General features: G+C 36.1%; 16 protein-coding genes and 1 riboswitch. Of the genes, 1 reads left to right on the top strand and 15 read right to left on the bottom strand.

The window, feature by feature from the left end; translation table 11 throughout:
• Positions 1 to 9: 9 nt before the first annotated feature.
• From BMX64_RS13765 to BMX64_RS13750, 4 genes are all read right to left on the bottom strand, one after another.
• Positions 10 to 867 (bottom strand): prephenate dehydrogenase, encoded by an 858-nt coding sequence (locus BMX64_RS13765; protein WP_091173300.1) that lies wholly within the window; start codon positions 865 to 867, stop codon positions 10 to 12.
• 3 nt (positions 868 to 870) lie between these two features.
• A complete protein-coding gene (locus BMX64_RS13760; protein WP_091173296.1) occupies positions 871 to 2,016 on the bottom strand; it encodes a pyridoxal phosphate-dependent aminotransferase in 1,146 nt (381 codons plus the stop codon).
• Positions 2,017 to 2,059: 43 nt separating this feature from the next.
• Complete coding sequence (locus BMX64_RS13755; protein ID WP_091173292.1) at positions 2,060 to 2,887, bottom strand: prephenate dehydratase; 828 nt, start codon at positions 2,885 to 2,887, stop codon at positions 2,060 to 2,062.
• Positions 2,888 to 3,276: 389 nt separating this feature from the next.
• Entirely contained in the window at positions 3,277 to 4,530 is a 1,254-nt protein-coding gene (locus BMX64_RS13750; protein WP_091173287.1) for a dicarboxylate/amino acid:cation symporter, read from the bottom strand.
• Positions 4,531 to 4,678: 148 nt separating this feature from the next.
• Here BMX64_RS13750 and gldA point away from each other — a divergent pair, with 148 nt between their 5' ends.
• Entirely contained in the window at positions 4,679 to 5,575 is an 897-nt protein-coding gene (gldA, locus tag BMX64_RS13745; RefSeq protein ID WP_091173283.1) for a gliding motility-associated ABC transporter ATP-binding subunit GldA, read from the top strand.
• A 69-nt stretch (positions 5,576 to 5,644) separates the two neighbouring features.
• Here the strand turns inward: gldA and metF are convergent, their stop codons facing one another.
• From metF to BMX64_RS13690, 11 genes are all read right to left on the bottom strand, one after another.
• On the bottom strand, positions 5,645 to 6,601 hold the full coding sequence (gene metF / locus BMX64_RS13740; RefSeq protein WP_091173278.1) for a methylenetetrahydrofolate reductase [NAD(P)H]: 957 nt from the start codon (positions 6,599 to 6,601) through the stop codon (positions 5,645 to 5,647).
• An 80-nt stretch (positions 6,602 to 6,681) separates the two neighbouring features.
• Positions 6,682 to 9,360, bottom strand: a complete 2,679-nt coding sequence (metH, locus tag BMX64_RS13735) for a methionine synthase (RefSeq protein WP_091173275.1) — start codon at positions 9,358 to 9,360, stop codon at positions 6,682 to 6,684.
• A 168-nt stretch (positions 9,361 to 9,528) separates the two neighbouring features.
• Complete coding sequence (locus BMX64_RS13730; protein WP_091173271.1) at positions 9,529 to 10,530, bottom strand: homocysteine S-methyltransferase family protein; 1,002 nt, start codon at positions 10,528 to 10,530, stop codon at positions 9,529 to 9,531.
• A gap of 294 nt (positions 10,531 to 10,824) precedes the next feature.
• Positions 10,825 to 10,944, bottom strand: a riboswitch (SAM riboswitch).
• A gap of 92 nt (positions 10,945 to 11,036) precedes the next feature.
• On the bottom strand, positions 11,037 to 12,089 hold the full coding sequence (locus BMX64_RS13725; protein WP_091173268.1) for an NAD(P)/FAD-dependent oxidoreductase: 1,053 nt from the start codon (positions 12,087 to 12,089) through the stop codon (positions 11,037 to 11,039).
• A 162-nt stretch (positions 12,090 to 12,251) separates the two neighbouring features.
• The gene (locus BMX64_RS13720; protein WP_091173264.1) at positions 12,252 to 12,833 is read right to left on the bottom strand and encodes a precorrin-2 dehydrogenase/sirohydrochlorin ferrochelatase family protein; all 582 of its coding nucleotides are present in this window, start codon (positions 12,831 to 12,833) and stop codon (positions 12,252 to 12,254) included.
• A 2-nt stretch (positions 12,834 to 12,835) separates the two neighbouring features.
• Entirely contained in the window at positions 12,836 to 13,609 is a 774-nt protein-coding gene (gene cobA / locus BMX64_RS13715) for a uroporphyrinogen-III C-methyltransferase (RefSeq protein WP_091173260.1), read from the bottom strand.
• The gene (locus BMX64_RS13710; protein WP_091173255.1) at positions 13,602 to 15,692 is read right to left on the bottom strand and encodes a nitrite/sulfite reductase; all 2,091 of its coding nucleotides are present in this window, start codon (positions 15,690 to 15,692) and stop codon (positions 13,602 to 13,604) included. Before BMX64_RS13710 ends, cobA begins: the two co-directional genes overlap by 8 nt.
• Before the next feature lie 29 nt (positions 15,693 to 15,721).
• Complete coding sequence (locus BMX64_RS13705) at positions 15,722 to 16,966, bottom strand: sulfate adenylyltransferase subunit 1 (protein ID WP_091173250.1); 1,245 nt, start codon at positions 16,964 to 16,966, stop codon at positions 15,722 to 15,724.
• 155 nt (positions 16,967 to 17,121) lie between these two features.
• Positions 17,122 to 18,021: a sulfate adenylyltransferase subunit CysD gene (gene cysD, locus BMX64_RS13700; protein WP_091173246.1), complete on the bottom strand. Its 900-nt coding sequence runs from the start codon at positions 18,019 to 18,021 to the stop codon at positions 17,122 to 17,124.
• A gap of 102 nt (positions 18,022 to 18,123) precedes the next feature.
• Positions 18,124 to 18,825: a phosphoadenylyl-sulfate reductase gene (locus BMX64_RS13695; RefSeq protein ID WP_091173242.1), complete on the bottom strand. Its 702-nt coding sequence runs from the start codon at positions 18,823 to 18,825 to the stop codon at positions 18,124 to 18,126.
• 14 nt (positions 18,826 to 18,839) lie between these two features.
• The gene (locus BMX64_RS13690) at positions 18,840 to 19,742 is read right to left on the bottom strand and encodes a sulfite exporter TauE/SafE family protein (protein ID WP_091173238.1); all 903 of its coding nucleotides are present in this window, start codon (positions 19,740 to 19,742) and stop codon (positions 18,840 to 18,842) included.
• Positions 19,743 to 19,802: the final 60 nt, after the last annotated feature.

Genomic DNA, 19,802 nt, shown 5'->3' with positions numbered 1-19,802 from the left:
TGTGACTAATCACTTTTTCACGTTCATTCCGTTTAATATTTCTTTTATTTTGTTGACACTTTGCATTTCATTGTAAATCGCATCGTAATCTTCTTTTTCTAATAATTCTCTAAATTTTGATAAATTCGAAATGTATTCATCCAATGTTTTTACAACCTGTTTCCTGTTTTGTTTAAAAATTGGCGTCCACATCGCTGGTGAACTTTTGGCCAAACGAACCGTACTTTCAAAACCGGAACCTGCCATATCAAAAATATCCTGCTCGTCTTTCTCTTTATTAATTACCGTTTTTCCCAGCATAAAGGCACTTATATGCGACAAATGCGACACGTAAGCAATATGTTTGTCATGTGATTTCGGATCCATATAACGAATTCTCATTCCCATTGCTTTAAACAAATCCAACGCTTTCTCCTGCAACTTGAATGTTGTTTTTTCGACCTCACAAATGATATTCGTTTTTCCCTGAAACAATCCTTTTATCGCTGCCGAAGGTCCAGAAAACTCCGTTCCTGCAATGGGGTGTGTTGCTATAAAATTTCTCCTTTTAGGATGGTTGGCAATCGCTTCACAAATAGGTATTTTGGTAGAACCCACTTCAAAAACGATACTATTATCGCCTATAACATCTAATACTTTTGGCAAAACAACCAGCGCTACATCAACAGGAACCGAAACGATTACAAAATCAGCATCGGCTAAATCTTCAAATGTTGCAGCTGCATTCACAACTCCTAAAGCTATGGCTTCCGCCAAATGACTTTCGTTGTTATCAATTCCATAAATTTTAGCTTCCGGATGCAACGTCTTAATGTCCAATGCCATCGAACCGCCTATCAATCCTATTCCTATTACGTATATTTTCATTTGTTAAAATCTATCAATTGCTTCTTGTACTTTTTCTTCTTTTACACAAAGTGCAAATCGGATATAACCTTCTCCATTAGAACCAAAAATTGTTCCCGGTGTAATAAAAATAGATTTGTCATATAAAATTTCATCAATGAATTTCTCTGCTGATGTAATTCCATCCGGCAATTTTGCCCAAACAAATAATCCAACACCTTCTTTATACACTTTACAGCCTAATTTTTCTGCCAGTTGTTCGGTAAGAATTCTGCGTTTTTTATAAATCGCATTCATCGATTCAAACCAAGTTTTATCACTTTTTAAAGCTTCAATTGCTCCTTTTTGAATCCCGTAAAACATTCCGCTATCCATGTTGCTTTTCACTTTTAGAACTGCATCTATACAAGCTGCATTTCCCAGAAGCATTCCAACTCTCCAGCCTGCCATATTGAAAGTTTTACTCAAAGAATTCAATTCTAAAACCACATCTTTTGCGCCTTCCACTTGCAATAAACTCATCGGATTGTCATTCAAAACAAAACTGTACGGATTATCATTAACCAACAAAATATTATGTTTCTTGGCGAAAGCCACTAATCTTGAAAACAACTCCAAACTTCCTCTTGCTCCTGTTGGCATGTGCGGATAACCAATCCACATTATCTTCACTTTCGATAAATCCAGTTTTTCCAAAGCTTCAAAATCCGGTTCCCAATTATTTACTTCTTTTAAGTCATAATAAACTGGAACTGCTCCTACTAAATTCGTCACCGAAGTGTATGTTGGATATCCTGGATTTGGAATCAGTACCTGATCGCCTTCATTCAAAAAAGCCAGCGAAATATGCATAATTCCCTCTTTGGAACCCATCAAAGGCAAGATTTCGTTAACCGGATTCAACGCAACTCCGTAATTATTTTTGTAAAAATCAGCCATGCCTTGACGCAATTCCGGTAATCCTTGATAACTTTGGTATTGATGCGCATTTTCATCTTGCATTGCCAAAACTACTGCGTCAATTACTGCTTGTGACGGCTGTAAATCCGGACTTCCAATTCCCATATTAATAATTGGTTTCCCTTCAGAAGCCAGTTGTCTTACTTCTCTCAATTTTGATGAGAAATAGTATTCTTCAATTATATCGAGACGTTTCGCTGTGGTAATCATGTTTAAATTTTAAAATTCTTTTTACTTTGTAACTTTCGGCTACTTATAATTTTGTGTTTTTATATTCGCCTAACACTTTGAAATACTCCGCCATGATGATCAATAGCGACTTTGCTTTAGCATAATCTTCGTATTTTTCGAAAGTAACATCCACAAAAAACGAATATTTCCAAGGTGTTTCTATTTTTGGTAACGACTGAATTTTGGTTAAATTCAATTTACAATCACTCATTACATTTAGTACTGCAGCCAAACTACCGCGTTTGTGATCCAATTCGAATTTAATGGACGCCCTGTTTATTTCGTTTTCCGGGACAAAAGAATTGTCCTTTTTGATAATCACAAAACGAGTCATATTGTTTTTAATCGTTTGAATTTCCGGAGCCAAAATTTCTAAATCATACATTTCCGAAGCGGTTTTACTGGCGATTGCAGCAATTCCTTTCAACTGTTTTTCCTGAATTCTACGTGCCGTTTCAGCAGTATCTTTGTCTTCGACTAATTTTATGTTTGGGTATTTTTTCAGGAATTCCATACATTGTAAAATAGCCATAGGATGCGAATGTACTTCTTGAATATCCTCCATTTTTTGGCCTTTTAAAGCCATTAAATTTTGATGAATTCTCAAATAATGTTCTCCTATTATGTGCAAATTATTTTTGTCAATCAAGGCGTAATTTGGAATAATAGGACCCGCAATAGAATTTTCTATCGCCATAACTGCCTGATCTGATTTCCCAGAAAGCAGGTTATCTACTAATTCTTCAAAGGACAAACATTCATCAACAATAACTGCCTGATTGAAATATTCCTGTGCCACCTGATGGTGAAAAGAACCCGTTATCCCTTGTATTCCAATTATTTCATTCATTTTACACATTTTTAAGCAAAAAAAAATCCCGATTTTCATCGAGATTGTATATTTATAGTATCAATTTAATTTTATAATCAAATAACCATACAACAATCCCTTTCTACTTTCCAGAAGAAATAATAAGAATTGCTAAAATAAAATCGGTTACTCAACATCTTGTTGCTTTTTTGTATTAATTACTTTGCGAATGTATACATAATTTCCAGCTAACCCAAAAAAAAAGCTGCTTTTATTGAACAAAAAAGAGATTCGCTAAAAAACTGGTTATTAATTATGTAATAATTAAAAAAAGGCTTTTAAAATATTTTTTAATCAGCGTGTCTTTATGATTTTCGGCAATTGAAATATTCTTTTTCCTGAATTTTACCTTTAAAAACAAACCTAAATTACGCCACTAATTTTTCAGTAAGCCATTTTTTCCCTTCCGAAATTCGAGTTACCATCATTGCCGATACTAAATCACCATTTGCATTCAGCAGCGTCGCCATTGGATCAACCAAGGTTCCCACAATCATTGCGGCTGGCAAAGCCTGCTCCATAGGAAATCCATAAACGGTTATCGCCAGAATTTCTCCTATATAACCTCCATTTGGAATTCCGCCTTCAACTACTGAAACAATTACTGTAATTCCCAAAGCCATTAATATAGTATTAGGATCCGTTAAATCTTTTCCAAACATGGCGAAAATTACTGCAATTTTTATAATTGACGACATACTAGAGCCGTCTTTATGCAAAGGCGCGCCAAGTGGAATAACTACGTTTCTAATATGACTCGGAATATTCATTTGTTCCGCACCTTCCAGATTGGCAGGAATTGTTGCAATGCTGCTACAAGTTCCCAACGCCGTTAATGAAGGTGTAATATTATTTTTCCAAAACACTTTAAATCCTAATTTTCCTCCGGCGATAAATGCGTACAAACTAAAAAACACGACAAAGTAAAAAGCACAAACTGCATAATAAAGTCCCAAAGGTTTTGCATAAGCGCCAAATAATTGCGGTCCAAATATCCCAACCTGATACGCAAAATAAGCACCCAAACCTATTGGAGCCGCTTTCATGATGATGTGTAACAATTGCTTTATCACTTCATTGCCTGAATTCAAAAACCTACTGAAATCTTTCCCTTTTTCACCCGATTGCAAACTGGCAAATCCTATTAAAAACGAAAATATGATGAGCGCTAACATGCTTTTTCGAGAAAGTAGCTCATAAAAATCCCCCGCTGTGAGCAATTGAGTAATTTGTGAACCTGTATTTGCACTTTGTACACTTTCCAAAGGTATTTTTGAAAGAATAATATCTTGCTGAATGGGAAATAACAAAACAGCAACGAGCATCAAAATAGCCGAAATCAATACTGTACTTAAAAATACGCCAATGACAATTACAAACAATTTACCGAGTTTCTCTGTTTTTTCTAAATTGGCAATCGAAGACGCAATCGTAAAAAACACTAATGGAATAATTGCTGTAAACAATAAATTCAGAAATATATCACCCAAAGGTTTAATCACTTCTACTCCTTTTCCAAAAACTAAACCCAATATACTTCCTGCCAAAATCCCGCCAAGAAGCAATAAAATACTTTTGTAGTTTTTCAAGAAACTACCCGATTGTGTATTTTTCAAATTCATATTTATATAGTTTATGGTAAATATATAAATCTAAAATAGAATATCATCTCGCTTTGTAAAACTTTGACAAAGGTCTTTTTAGCTATTGGGCTACAAAAAACAATAAATCAATACTTTTTCTGTTTACTTTTGCAACAAATAAAATTCCATGTCAATAGAAGTTACTAATATATCAAAAAGTTACGGTGCCCAAAAAGCATTGGATAACATTTCATTTTCCATTAAAAAAGGAGAAATCGTTGGTTTTTTAGGTCCAAATGGAGCCGGAAAATCAACTTTAATGAAAATATTGACCACGTATATCAATGCCGATGAAGGGACAGCAATCGTAAATGGAAACGATGTGAACACCCAACAAAAAGCAGTTCAGCTTTCTATTGGTTATCTTCCAGAACACAATCCGTTGTATTTGGATTTGTATGTGAGAGAATATTTGGCTTTTAACGCAGATGTTTACAAAGTAGCCAAATCCCGAATCGAAGAAGTAATTCAACTGACCGGTTTAAGTACCGAAAGTCATAAAAAAATAGGACAATTATCCAAAGGATATCGCCAACGTGTAGGTCTTGCCAATGCTTTATTACACAATCCTGATGTTTTGATTCTTGATGAACCAACAACCGGTTTAGACCCAAATCAATTGATGGAAATTCGTAATGTGATTAAAAATGTAGGGAAAGACAAAACCGTTTTCCTTTCCACGCACATTATGCAGGAAGTCGAAGCGATTTGTGACCGCGTGATTATCATCAATAACGGCAAAATTGTTACCGATAAAAAACTGGACCACTTAATTTCCGAAGATAAAGAACAAGTTATTGAAGTAGAATTTGATTATAAAGTGGAAGAACAACTGATTGCCAAAATCGAAAATCTTGTTTCTTATAAAAATACGCACGATATGATTTGGGAATTGACTTTCAAAGCGGATAAAGATATGCGTCCGGCAGTTTTTGATTTTGCTAATGCTAATGGATTGAAAACACTTCAACTGAATCAGAAAAATAAAAACTTGGAGGCAGTATTTAGGGAAATTACGAAGTAGTTTACAACTAAAAAAAGCTCGTTTAAATCCAATTTTAAACAAGCTTTTTTTATGAAATACGATTGAAAATTAAAAAACCTTACTCGCAATTTGTCTAATATTTTCTGATTTTCCCATAGAATAATAGTGCAAAACGGGAACGCCGGCTGCTTTCAATTCTAAAGATTGTTGAATCGCCCATTCTATTCCTACTTGTCTGATATCCGTATTATTTTTACATTGATCCACAGCATGAATTAAATCTTCCGGCAAATCAATTCGAAAAATTTGAGGCAATACCTGTAAGTGTCTTTGCACTGCGATTGGTTTAATTCCTGGAATAATTGGAACGGTAATTCCCATTTCTCTGGCTTTGGCAACAAACTCAAAGTATTTCGCATTGTCAAAAAACATTTGTGTCACCACATAATCAGCTCCTGCATCCACTTTTTCTTTCAGTCTTTTCAAATCTGAAATTAAAGACGGAGATTCTAAATGTTTCTCCGGATATCCCGCAACTCCAATACAAAAATTAGCTTTGTTATCAACATCCATCACGTCATGCAAGTATTTTCCGCAATTCAATTGGTTAATTTGTTTGACCAAATCAACTGCGAAATCATTTCCTCCCTGTTTAGGAACAAAAGACTGTTCGTCTTTCATCGCATCGCCACGCAAAGCCATCACATTATCAATTCCCAGATAATGACAATCGACCAATAAATATTCGGTTTCTTCTTTGGTAAAACCACCACAAAGCACATGAGGAACGGTGTCTACATTATATTTATGCTTGATCGAAGCACAAATTCCAAGCGTTCCAGGACGCATTCTGGTTAGTTTTTTCTCCAATAAACCATTGCCCTTATCGACATAAATAAATTCCTCGCGAGATGTGGTTACGTCTATAAATGGCGGTTTGAACTCCATCAACGGATCAATATTATCGTATAATTCCTGAATGCTTTTTCCTTTTTGAGGCGGAATAATTTCGAAGGAGAACAACGTTTCTCCTTTTGCAGCTTCTAAATGTTGTGTTACTTTCATTTTAAGTCTTAAAGTTTGAATGTCAAAAGTCGAAAGTCACGTCCTTTGGACTTTATGACTTTTGACTTTACGACTATGTTTTAATCCGCAATATTTGGGTTCAGCCATTTCATAGCTACTTCAGTCGAAACGCTTCTACGTTTGGCGTAATCAATAACTTGGTCTTCTTTTATTTTTCCAAGTCCAAAATACCTACTTTCCAGATTTCCAAAATAATATCCAGAAACCGATGAAGCTGGCCACATCGCCATACTTTCCGTTAAAGTCACTCCAATTTCTTGTTCTACATTCAATAATTTCCAAATGGTTGGTTTTTCTAAATGGTCGGGACAAGCCGGATAACCCGGTGCTGGACGAATTCCTTTATAAACCTCATCAATCATAGCTTCGGTTGTTAAATTTTCATCAGCAGCGTAACCCCAAATTTCTTTACGGATTTTTTCGTGCAAATATTCTGCGAAAGCTTCCGCAAAACGGTCTGCCAATGCTTTGACCATAATCGAATTGTAATCATCTAAATCTCTTTCGAATTCAGCTGCCCATTCATCCACACCAAAACCAGTCGTTACACAAAACGCTCCCATATAATCCGTTTTACCGCTGTCTTTCGGTGCAATAAAATCTGACAATGCGATATTTGGAGCACCTTTTGTTTTTTGTGATTGTTGGCGAAGTGTCAAGAACGTTTGTAATGGTTTTCCGTTTTCGTCCGTTAATTCAATATCATCATCATTGACTTGATTCGCAGGAAAAATTCCGTAGATTCCTTTGGCGGTCAATTTCTTTTCTTTCAAAATAACGTCTAACATTTCCTGTGCATCGGCAAAAACAGAAGTCGCTTGCTCTCCAACCACTTCGTCAGTCAATATCGCAGGATATTTTCCGAACAATTCCCATGTTCTAAAAAATGGTGTCCAGTCAATGTACGGAACCAAAACATCCAAATCAACTTCGATAATTTGTTCTCCAATTACATTTGGTTTTACTGGAGTAAAATTATCCCAATCCAACTGCAATTTATTTTTACGAGCTTGCTCAATTGTCAAGAAATTTTTATCACGCGAACGATTCAAAAATGTCTCTCTAAAAGCATCATACTCTGCCCTGATGTCACTTGCATATATTTTCTTCTCACTGTTCAATAAATTTCCGGCAACCGTTACGGCTCTCGAAGCATCATTTACATGAATAACAGTTGATTTGTATTGTGGTGCAATTTTCACGGCAGTATGCGCTCGTGAAGTCGTTGCTCCACCAATCATCACCGGAATTTTTATATTTCTTTTATCTAATTCTTTAGCCAAATACACCATTTCATCCAATGATGGCGTTATTAATCCGCTCAAACCAATAATATCAACGTTGTGCTCTATTGCGGCAGCGATGATTTTCTCGGGAGCGACCATGACACCTAAATCGATGATTTCATAATTGTTACAAGCCAAAACAACTGAAACAATATTTTTTCCAATATCGTGTACGTCGCCTTTTACCGTTGCCATTAAGATACGACCTGCAAAACTCGAAACACCATCTTTTTCGGCTTCAATGAACGGCAATAAATAAGCAACTGCTTTCTTCATTACACGAGCAGATTTTACCACTTGTGGCAAAAACATTTTACCCGAACCAAATAAATCCCCAACAACATTCATTCCCGCCATTAGGTTGATTTCGATTACTTCGATAGGTTTTGTTGCTGCAAGTCTGGCTTCTTCAACATCTATTTCTATAAATTCATCGACTCCTTTTACAAGTGAATGCGTTAATCGTTCCTGAATGGTTCCTGAACGCCATTCTTGGACCGCTTTTTCATTGTTTTTGACATCTCCTTTTACATTTTCGGCAAAGTCCAACAACCTTTCGGTAGCATCGTCTCTTCTATTTAGAATTACATCCTCAACACGTTCTAATAAATCTTTTGGAATTTCGTCGTAGATAGAAAGCATTTCCGGATTCACGATTCCCATTGTCATGCCATGCTGAATCGCATGGTACAAAAACACAGAGTGCATCGCTTCCCGAACTGTGTCATTTCCTCTAAACGAAAACGAAACATTACTTACTCCACCGCTAATGTGCGCATGAGGAAGATTTTCTCTAACCCATTTAGTTCCTCTAAAGAAATCCAATGCGTTCAATCGGTGTTCTTCCATTCCTGTCGCAACAGGAAAAATATTCAAATCGAAAATAATATCCTGTGGAGGGAAACCAACTTTGTTTACCAAAATATCATACGAACGTTGGCAAATTTCAATTCTGCGGTCGTAATTATCAGCTTGTCCAGTTTCATCAAAAGCCATAATAATTGCCGCAGCTCCGTAGCGCTTAATCAATTTAGCATGATGAATAAATTGCTCTTCTCCTTCTTTTAAAGAAATAGAATTTACGACACTCTTTCCTTGTACTACTTTTAATCCCGCTTCAATAATATCCCATTTAGAGCTATCAATCATGATTGGCACTCTTGAAATATCTGGTTCGGCTGCAATTAAATTCAGGAATTTTGTCATGGCATATTCACCATCAAGCATTCCTTCATCCATATTAATATCGATAATTTGTGCGCCACCTTCCACTTGCTCTTTAGCAATACTGAGTGCTTCTTCGTATTTTTCTTCCTTGATTAATCGAAGGAATTTTCTAGAACCTGTTACATTCGTACGTTCCCCAATATTCACAAATACGCTTTCCGGCGTAATGATTAAAGGCTCTAATCCCGATAAAACAAGGTTTCTTCTAGTTTCTGCTTGTGCCATTTTTATTTTGTTTGATCCTTCACGATTTCAGCAAACGTTCAGGTTTCGTATATCTTATTATTATTTTGGGCGTGACCCAAAAAGGGTCGGGCTATTCGTTGCAAGTCCTCGCTCTTCCTTCGTCAGGCTGTGGGCTTTTCACTGCTATCCCTCACGCGGGCTTCTTGGTTACATCGTCGCTGTCGAAACTCTCGGCTTGTAATCTTTTGCGATATCAGCAATCAACTTAATATGTTCCGGGGTTGTTCCGCAACAACCGCCTATAATATTCACTAAATTATCGTCCAAATATTCTTTGATGAAAGCTTGCATTTGCTCTGGTGTTTCATCATACTCTCCAAAAGCGTTTGGCAATCCTGCATTAGGATGCGCCGATACATTGAATGAAGTATTTTGCGACAAAGTTTGCAAATAGGGTTTCAATAAATCAGCTCCCAAAGCACAATTGAAACCTACGCTCAATAATGGAATGTGCGAAACCGAAACCAAAAAAGCTTCCACGGTTTGACCTGAAAGTGTTCTTCCTGATGCATCCGTAATGGTTCCAGAAACCATGATTGGAATATCGATATTGCGTTCATCTTTAACTTCTTCAATGGCAAAAAGTGCCGCTTTGGCATTTAGAGTATCAAAAATAGTTTCTACTAAAAGCAAATCACTTCCTCCGTCAATTAAGGCTTCGACTTGTTGTTTATAAGCAATACGTAAATCATCGAAAGTTACAGCTCTGTAACCCGGATCATTTACATCTGGTGACATACTGGCTGTACGGTTTGTTGGTCCTATGGAACCGGCTACAAAACGAGGTTTATCTGGATTCTTGGCTGTGAATTCATCGGCTACTTCACGGGCAATACGTGCCGATTCGTAGTTGAGTTCATACACCAAATCTTCGAGATGGTAATCGGCCATTCCGATGGTGGTTCCAGAAAAAGTATTGGTTTCAACGATATCCGCTCCTGCTTCAAAATAAGCGGCATGAACAGCACGAATCGCTTGGGGTTGTGTCAGTGACAATAAATCGTTGTTCCCTTTTAAGGAATGTGGAAAATCTTTGAAACGTTCCCCGCGAAAGTCTTCTTCGGAAAAATTGTAGCGTTGCAACATGGTTCCCATAGCTCCATCGAGTACGAGTATGTTTTTTTTAATGGCTTCTTGAATTGTTGACATAACTTTTTATTTCTTGTAAATCTCGATAGGTATCGGGATTCTCACTTTTGATTAATAATTACAAAAGTTCACTATTTTAGCTCTTTAGCCCCGATTGCAGTGAAAATCCTTTCTCGTCCTGAACTTGTTCAAGGATCCTGAAACAAGTTCAGGACGAGAAAGATTGCAACGGAAAGTGGGAACAGTATTGGCAAAAAAACGCCAATTATTCGCTCCTGATACTGAAATTAATTCAGCAGGCTAAAAATATATGTTGTCAAGAAAAGGTTTGAGAAATACTAAGTGAGTATTCGTATGTTATCTATCTTAGATACTGAAATAAATTCAGCATAAAGTAGAATGTAGCACCTTCTTTAAAGATAAAGGGTTGCTAAGGTTTCATTGGGTCTTTCCCTCCGCCTTTCGTGATAACTTTCAATAAATATAGGAACAGTACAAAGTAAAGACAAAGCGCTAATACTTGCAAGTATTAGCGCTTAATTTTTTAACTAGTTTGGACTAAGTTGTTAAACTATTGCTTTCACCACGGCTTTTGGAGCTTCTTTACGAGTTCCGTCAAATCCATCAACACCGGAAACTGTAGTGTATTTCAATACATATCTCTTACCCGGATTGATGATTTGGTAAGCTGCCTGACACATTAATGTTGCTTCGTGGAATCCACAAAGAATTAATTTCAGTTTCCCAGGATAAGTATTTACGTCACCAATGGCAAAAATTCCCGGAATGTTCGTTTGATAATCCAAAGCATTGTTTACTTTGATAGCATTTTTTTCAATGTCTAATCCCCAGTCTCCGATAGGACCTAATTTTGGTGTTAATCCAAAAAGCGGAATAAAATAATCCGTTTCAATTGTTCGGTGTGCGCCATTTTCCTCGATTACAACTCCTTCTAAATGTTCAGCACCTTTCAAGCCAACAACTTCTCCAGGCGTAATCATTTTTATTTTACCGGAATTTTTCAATTCCTGTACTTTTTCTACAGAATCTAAAGCACCTCTAAATTCGTTTCTACGGTGAATCAAAGTCACTTCAGAAGCTACATTCGACAAGAAAATACTCCAGTCCAAAGCTGAATCTCCTCCTCCAGCGATTACAACTTTTTTATCTCTAAATTTCTCTGGATTTTTGATAAAGTATTTAATTCCTTTATCCTCGTAAAATTCGATGTCTTCAATCAATGGTTTTCTTGGTTCAAAACTTCCTAATCCACCTGCGATTGCTACAACAGGAGCATGGAATTTTTTTCCTTTATTAGAAGTTACAATAAAAGTTCCGTCTTCTTGTTTTTCAATGGTTTCAGCACGTTCACCAAGGGTAAAACCTGGTTCGAACTGCTTGATTTGTTCCATTAGATTATCAACCAAATCTCCTGCTAATACTTCAGGGAATCCTGGAATATCATAAATAGGTTTTTTAGGATATAATTCAGATAATTGTCCGCCCGCTTGTGGCAAAGCATCCAGAATATGACATTTTAATTTTAACAATCCTGCTTCAAAAACTGCAAATAAACCCGTAGGTCCGGCTCCTATTATAAGTATGTCTGTTTTAATCATTTTTTTATTCTTTTATTCCTCCCCCAACCCCCTCCAAAGGAGGGGGAGACTGGGTAGAGTTTCTTTTGTTATACTTGTTCTTACTTATTATTATTTTCACAAATGAACGAATGATTCTTTCAAAAATAAATGATAAATATCATTCGTTATTTTGTGATTCTTTTATTCTTTATTTTTTAATGCTTCGGTAATTTCGTTCATCTTTTGTACTTTTTCTTCGAAATTCCCTTTTAGTGTTTTGCGATATTCATTTAAATTTTCGACCATTTTATTAATATCGTCCGGAATGATTTCTTCAAAAAACTCCCGTAATCTTTTGGCAGTTGTTGGTGATTTTCCGTTGGTTGAAATGGCGATTTTTACATTTCCTTTGGTTACAATTCCGCCCAAATAATAATCACATAATGGCGGTGTATCCGCAATATTGCAAATCAAATATCTTTTTCGGGACAAATCATAAATCCTTTTATTGACTTTCAAATCATCCGTACAAGCAATAACCATGTGGCGTTTGCGAAGCATCCATCGATTGAATTTTCTATACGTCAATTGTACCGAAGGATGTTTTGCAGCCAGGCTTTCCAGTTCTGGTAAAAACTTTGGTGCCACCACCTCAACATTGGCGTTTGGACTTGATTTCAACATAAAAGATAACTTTTCTAAACCCACATTTCCGCCGCCCACAATAAGTACGTTGAGGTTGTGTAATTTTAAAAATATTGGATATAATTCGTTCCTTTCCAATGCTACTTTATTTCTTTTGATATGAATTCTTCGTAAAATCCTTTCAATTTATTACTTTCTTTTACTACTTCTCCAATGACAATTATGGCAGGCGAACTTAATTTATTCTCGGTTACAACCTGTTGAATTGTATTAATTGTTCCAACACCAATTTTCTCCTGAGCAGTAGTTCCGTTTTGAATAATCGCAACGGGAGTTTCGCCTTTAGATTCTTTTTGGAACAAATCAATAATCTGAGACAGTTTGCTCATCCCCATCAAAATCACAACAGTTGCCGATGATTGCGCTGCTAAAGCCACATCATTTGATAATTTTCTATCAGACGTTGTACCCGTAATTACCCAAAAACTTTCCGAAACACCTCTTTTGGTCAATGAAATCCCTTGATAAGCAGGAACGGCAATCGACGATGAAATTCCAGGCACTACAAATGTAGGTATCCCAAAACTTTCTACAAAGTCTATTTCCTCACCGCCACGACCAAAGATAAATGGATCACCGCCTTTTAACCGAACCACATGTCCGTAGGTAAGCGCGTTATCTACAATTAATTGGTTGATTTGGTCTTGCGTATAGGCATGACATCCTTTTCTTTTTCCAACGAATATTTTAATTGCTTTTTTAGGAGCATAACTTAAAATTTCTTCGTTTGCCAAAGCGTCATACAAAACGACATTGGCCTCAGCCAGTGCCTTTGCACCTTTGATTGTCAGTAAATCCGGATCACCTGGACCCGCACCCACTAGCGTTACTATTGGTTGTATCTTTTTAAGCATCGGCTAAGTCTTTTTCTCTGTATGATTCAATTGCTTCAAAAAAGACACTTGCATCTTGAATGTAATTTTGTGCAAATTCAGCAGAAGGTTCATTCTGATTGATTTGGTATACTAAATCTCTTAATGTTGACTTCAATTGAATGATATTCGTTGCTACGAAAACCGTATCAAACAAATCGATAATTCCAGCTTGGTGATTTGTTTTTTGGTTTTCAGCCAATAATAATGCTTTGGCTCCATTTACAAATCCTGCGTATGCCAAATAAATTGCATCAGCCCATTTTGCATCATCAAATGCTTCTTGTGCGAAAGTTAGTTTGTCTTTGGCTTCCAATATTAAAGTAGCTACTAAATCAATTACTACACCAGCGCATTCTCCAACTCCAACTGCTTTCACGTAATTATCAGCATTTCCCCAATCTACAAAATCAGCTTCGGTAAGATTTGTTATGTCAGCTAATGGTTTTAAAAATTCGTAGAAGTATTTCTCACCTTTGGCATCATAATAATTCAAAAATGATTGTCCGTTTCCGTTTGCTTCAAAATCATTTAAGATGAAACGCAACGCATCAGGTCCTCTTCGGCTTGGAATTTTGATCACTTTATCAGAAAATCTTCCGTTTCCGTTTCCTAAATTTCCTCCGCCTAGCAACACTTGTAATGCTGGTGCCACTAATTTCCCTGAATTAATAGACATTCCTTGAAAACCAATTTCGGCCATATTGTGTTGTCCACAAGCATTCATACAACCACTGATTTTAATCGTGATTTCCTGATTGTTGCTGTATTGTGGATATTCAGTTTCTAAAACCCTTTCCAATTCTACTGCGATTCCGGTACTGCTTGCAATTCCTAAATTACACGTATCTGTTCCCGGACAAGCCGTAATATCTGAAATGGTATTATAACCCAAAGCCACAAAATCTAATTTGGCTAATTCTTGGTAGAAAAACGGCAAATTTTCTTCTTTTACGTTTCGAATTAAAATGTCTTGTCTCAATGTAAAACGCAATTCATTAGCCGCATAATTTTTAACTAATTCTGCTAATGCTCTTGCTTTATCCGTATAAAAATCTCCTAATAAAACTTTGATTCCAATCGCTACATAACCCACTTGTTTTTGTGCAATTACATTTGATTTTTTCCAAGCTTCGAAAGCAGCTGTATCTTCAACAACTACTTTTGGAACTTCCAATAAAGAAGCAGGTATTTCACCATCAAAAGCAGTCGTGTCGATTTCAACTGTTTGATGAGACAACGCTTTTTTCTCTTCTTCCACCAATCTTAAAAACTCGTCTCTTCCCAAATCTTTGATTAAGAATTTCATACGTGCTTTCAAACGTTTCGCTCTTTCGCCATAGCGATCAAAAATTCTCAAAACGCCTTCGGTTGTTGGTATAATTTGGTTTACCGGAATAAACTCAGACAATAATTCCGCATGACTTGGTTGAGAACCTAATCCTCCGCCTAGCATTACTTTAAATCCTCTTTCGCCATTTACAATTCTTGGAATAAATCCTAAATCGTGTAAATAACTCAATGCCGTATCTTTATCAGAAGAAGAAAATGAAATTTTGAATTTACGTCCCATTTCCTGACAAACCGGATTTCTCAAGAAAAACTGAAACATAGCATGCGCGTAAGGCGACACGTCAAAAGGTTCTTCTGAATCAATTCCTGCTGTTTCGCTGGCCGTAATATTTCTTACGGTGTTTCCACAAGCTTCACGAAGTGTAACATCATCTTTTTCTAATTCAGCCCAAAGTTGTGGTGTTCTGTCCAAACTTACATAGTGAATTTGGATATCCTGACGCGTTGTAATGTGCAAACGTCCGGTAGAATATTCATCAGAAACTTTAGTTATACGCAACAATTGTTCGCTGGTCACTTTACCAAAAGGCAATTTGATACGAATCATTTGTACGCCTTCCTGACGCTGACCATAAACTCCTCTCGCCAAACGAAGGCTGCGGAAACGTTCATCATCTATTTTTCCGTCACGGAATAAAGCAATTTTTCTTTCTAAATCGATAATGTCTTTTTGGACAATCGGGTTTTCTATTTCGGTTCTAAAACTTTCCATCTGTGTGTTGTTTTTGGCAAAAGTTAGATTTAGTTTATAAATCCAACTCCAGCAGTTGTGTTGGTTGCAGCATCAATTAATATAAAAGCGCCGTTTGATTTGTTGTCATTATAGGCATCAAAATACAAAGCTTTGCTTAATTTAATATTTACTTCGCCTATTTCATTTATAGCCAATTGAGTCGCTGGTGTAACTCCAGAATAATCTGTAGCAATAACGTTTTTCACGCTTTCTATTTTTGCCAAAACTCTGTTTGTATTGTGTTGTACCAAATATTTAGCACCTGGAACTAACTTTTTGCTGTCCATCCAGCAAATCGTTGTATTGATATCTTTTTCGATTTTAGGCAACTCATCCGATTTTACAATCATGTCGCCTCTTGTTACATTGATATCATTTTCCAGTTCCAAAGTAATCGAAGAACCTGCAGTCGCTTCATCAAATTGCTGATCAAAAAAGTGAATATTAGTCACTTTAGATTCCGTCAAAGAAGGAAGAACCGTTACCGCATCACCCACTTTGATATTGTTCCCGTATAATTTTCCGGCATATCCTCTGAAATCATGATACTCTTCCGTTTTTGGTCGGATAACTGTTTGAACCGGGAAACGTGCTTTTCCTGTTTCAAAAACATCTTCTGGCTCTAACGCTTCTAAATGTTCCAAAACTGTTTGTCCAGTGTACCAAGGCATATTTTCCGATTTATCAGCAACGTTTCCTCCGTTAATCGCACTCAACGGAATGTAACTTACGTTTTGCTCTTTGAATGAACTTTTGCTGTTCAATGCCTGAAAATCAGCTTTGATTTTGTTGTATACTTCTTCGGAATAATCAACCAAATCCATTTTATTTACCGCAACAATCACTTCTTTTACTCTCAATAAATTATTAATAAAAAAGTGTCTGTACGTTTGCTCAATAACTCCTTTACGAGCATCAATCAAAATGATAGAAACCTGCGAAGTTGAAGCTCCCGTAACCATGTTTCGTGTATATTCTACGTGACCCGGAGTATCGGCAATGATATAACTTTTCTTGGCTGTCGAAAAATAAATATGCGCCACATCAATCGTGATTCCTTGTTCTCTCTCAGCAACCAATCCATCGGTAGCCAAAGAAAAATCTAAATAATCGTATCCTTTTTGCTTGCTGCTTTTTTCTATTGCTTCAATCTTATCTGTAGTCAACGATTTTGTATCGTATAATAATCTCCCGATTAAGGTACTCTTTCCGTCATCTACACTTCCTGCTGTTGCTATTTTTAAAACTTCCATTCCTTGTTTTTTGTTTGACGTTTAAAAGTTTAAGGTTTTCAAAACACCTCATATAAACTTCTAAATTTGATTTTTTTATTTTAAATGTTGAATTTTAAATTTTAAATGTTTTTGGAACAATTCATAATTTACAATTCATAACTTATAATTATTTTCTAAAAGTACCCTTGTTGTTTTCTTTTCTCCATGGCGGCTTCAGAACGTTTGTCATCAATTCTGGCTCCTCTTTCAGAAATAGTGGAAGATCTGATTTCGCCTACAACTTCCTGAATGGTTGCTGCGTAAGAATCAACAGCTGCAGTACAACTCATATCGCCAACGGTTCTAAAACGAACAATTCTTTCTTCAATTTCTTCATCTTCTTCTTGGTACACAAATGGAGAATGAGACCAAATCATACCGTCTCTCAAGAATACTTTACGTTTGTGTGAAAAGTAAATCGATGGAATTTCGATGTGCTCTTGCTCAATATAACTCCACACATCCAGTTCTGTCCAGTTCGAAATTGGGAAAACACGAACGTTTTGACCATTTTCAATTTTTCCGTTCAAAATATCAAACAATTCCGGACGTTGGTTTTTTTCATCCCATTGACCAAAATCATCACGAACAGAAAAAATACGTTCTTTAGCTCTTGCTTTTTCTTCATCACGACGGGCACCACCAATACAAGCATCAAATTTAAATTCTTCGATTGCATCCAAAAGTGTGGTCGTTTGCAGACTATTTCTGCTGGAATATTTCCCTGATTCTTCTACGACTTTCCCTTCGTCAATAGCATCCTGAACATTACGAACGATTAATTCTAATCCTAATTCAGCAACCAATTTATCTCTGAAAGCAATGGTTTCCGGAAAGTTATGTCCCGTGTCTACATGCAACAATGGAAAAGGAATTTTTGCAGGGAAAAATGCTTTTTGTGCTAAACGCACCAATGTAATCGAATCTTTTCCACCAGAGAAAAGTAAAACCGGCTTGTCAAATTGAGAAATTACTTCTCTAAAAATGTATATCGCTTCGCTTTCTAAAGCATTTGTTTTTAATATGGTACTCATTATTATTGTTTTAAAAGTTTAAAGTTTAAGACTGTTGAACCTCATCTAAAATCTCTTAACTATTATTATTTTTTCTTTTCTCTTTATTCTAACCTCTGTTTTCTATTTCTGGTGCAAACCACATTCTTTATGACTGGATTCCCACCACCATCTTCCCGCTCGGATATCTTCATCCGCAGTAATGGCTCTGGTACATGGCGCACAACCGATACTCACGAAACCTTGTTTGTGCAAGGCATTTTGTGGCACATTGTTATCGTCTATATATTTCTGAACCTCTTCTAAAGTCCATTTTAACAATGGATTGAATTTTATAATATCGAATTTTTCATCATATTCAAAAAGATCTAAATCATTTCTGTTTTCGGATTGCTCTGCTCTCAAACCCGTAATCCAAATTTCATTTCCTTTCAAAGCTTTAGTCAAAGGCGCCACTTTTCGGATAAAACAACATTCTTTTCTATTCTCCACTGATTCATAAAAGCTATTTGGGCCTTTTTGATTTAATAACTCTTCAACCGCACTTGTTTCCGGAAAATAAGTTTTAATATCTATTTGATACTTTTTTAAAGTTTTATGAAAAACATCATAAGTCTCTTGAAATAATCTTCCCGTATCTAAAGTAAAAATGGTAATAGGTAAATTATTTTTTCCAATTAAAGCCGTAATCACTTGGTCTTCCTGTCCAAAAGAAGTAGAAAAAACTACTTTGCCTTTAAATTCATTAGCCAAAAAAGCCAAAGTTTCATCAATTGAAAAATCCTTTGTTTTATCTAATAAAGTATTGGTTATTGCTATGCTCATAATTTCGTTTCTCTTTATAATAATTTAGACAGTGTTTTTAAACTCAAAATAATAATTAAAATCCCTACCAAAATCATCATAGGCTTTCTCTTTATTTTATTGACTAAAATAGCGGCAATTGGAGCGGCAATCACACCACCTAAAATTAACCCTATAATCACCTGCCATCCTTGTATTCCTCCAAAAAGCATGAAAGTTACGCCACTTGCAAAAGCTACTGCAAACTCCGCTGCATTGACAGAACCAATAGTATATCTTGGATTTCTACCGCGCCCTAATAAGGTAGAAGTTACAATTGGCCCCCAGCCACCACCGCCAACAGCATCCATAAAACCTCCAAAAGAAGCTAAAATATTCAATCGCTTGGTTTTCTTTTTAATGATGTTTTTCTGCATTGCTTTTCTAATGATTATAATTGCCAACCCTATCATATACACAGCAATAAAAGGCTTTATCGCATCCCCATCAATAACATCCGACAATAAATACGCACCTGCAATTGAACCTAAAACACCCGGAATTAATAGATGTCTGACTAATTTTTTATTGATATTCCCAAAGCGATGATGAGAAATAGCCGAAGCTCCTGTTGTAAACATTTCAGCAACATGAACACCTGTACTGCTTATCGCTGGTGGAATTCCATACGCCAATAAAAAAGAAGTAGAAGTTGCTCCATACCCCATTCCTAATGTCCCGTCGACTAATTGTGCAAAAACACCAATACAGAAAAAGATTAAAAATTCTTGATTAAAACCAGCTATTAGGCCATTCCAAGAAAATTCAGCATGATGATTGTATACCAATGTAGAAATTAATCCTACCAATAAAACAACAGGGATAACAACCCATAAGCGTTCTTTAAAAGTCGTTTCCGATTTTTCATTGATAGTAATGGTTTTCAATTCTTTGCTCATGCTTTTTTAATTCAACTGTTTTTAATATTTAAATCCATTACCCTATCGGAATAGTAGATT

This window comes from Flavobacterium sinopsychrotolerans (assembly GCF_900110375.1).
Classification (GTDB): Bacteria; Bacteroidota; Bacteroidia; order Flavobacteriales; family Flavobacteriaceae; genus Flavobacterium; species Flavobacterium sinopsychrotolerans.
Note: the sequence above shows the minus strand (reverse complement) of the source record. Positions and strands in the feature narration are given on the sequence as shown.

Coding starts and splice junctions, on each gene's coding strand:
- BMX64_RS13705 (WP_091173250.1), bottom strand. CDS start 16,966: ATGGAAGTTTTAAAAATAGCAACAGCAGGAAGTGTAGATGACGGAAAG.
- BMX64_RS13695 (WP_091173242.1), bottom strand. CDS start 18,825: ATGAGCATAGCAATAACCAATACTTTATTAGATAAAACAAAGGATTTT.
- BMX64_RS13760 (WP_091173296.1), bottom strand. CDS start 2,016: ATGATTACCACAGCGAAACGTCTCGATATAATTGAAGAATACTATTTC.
- metF (WP_091173278.1), bottom strand. CDS start 6,601: ATGAAAGTAACACAACATTTAGAAGCTGCAAAAGGAGAAACGTTGTTC.
- BMX64_RS13730 (WP_091173271.1), bottom strand. CDS start 10,530: ATGTCAACAATTCAAGAAGCCATTAAAAAAAACATACTCGTACTCGAT.
- cobA (WP_091173260.1), bottom strand. CDS start 13,609: ATGCTTAAAAAGATACAACCAATAGTAACGCTAGTGGGTGCGGGTCCA.
- gldA (WP_091173283.1), top strand. CDS start 4,679: ATGTCAATAGAAGTTACTAATATATCAAAAAGTTACGGTGCCCAAAAA.
- BMX64_RS13690 (WP_091173238.1), bottom strand. CDS start 19,742: ATGAGCAAAGAATTGAAAACCATTACTATCAATGAAAAATCGGAAACG.
- BMX64_RS13765 (WP_091173300.1), bottom strand. CDS start 867: ATGAAAATATACGTAATAGGAATAGGATTGATAGGCGGTTCGATGGCA.
- BMX64_RS13750 (WP_091173287.1), bottom strand. CDS start 4,530: ATGAATTTGAAAAATACACAATCGGGTAGTTTCTTGAAAAACTACAAA.
- cysD (WP_091173246.1), bottom strand. CDS start 18,021: ATGAGTACCATATTAAAAACAAATGCTTTAGAAAGCGAAGCGATATAC.
- BMX64_RS13755 (WP_091173292.1), bottom strand. CDS start 2,887: ATGAATGAAATAATTGGAATACAAGGGATAACGGGTTCTTTTCACCAT.
- BMX64_RS13710 (WP_091173255.1), bottom strand. CDS start 15,692: ATGGAAAGTTTTAGAACCGAAATAGAAAACCCGATTGTCCAAAAAGAC.
- BMX64_RS13725 (WP_091173268.1), bottom strand. CDS start 12,089: ATGATTAAAACAGACATACTTATAATAGGAGCCGGACCTACGGGTTTA.
- metH (WP_091173275.1), bottom strand. CDS start 9,360: ATGGCACAAGCAGAAACTAGAAGAAACCTTGTTTTATCGGGATTAGAG.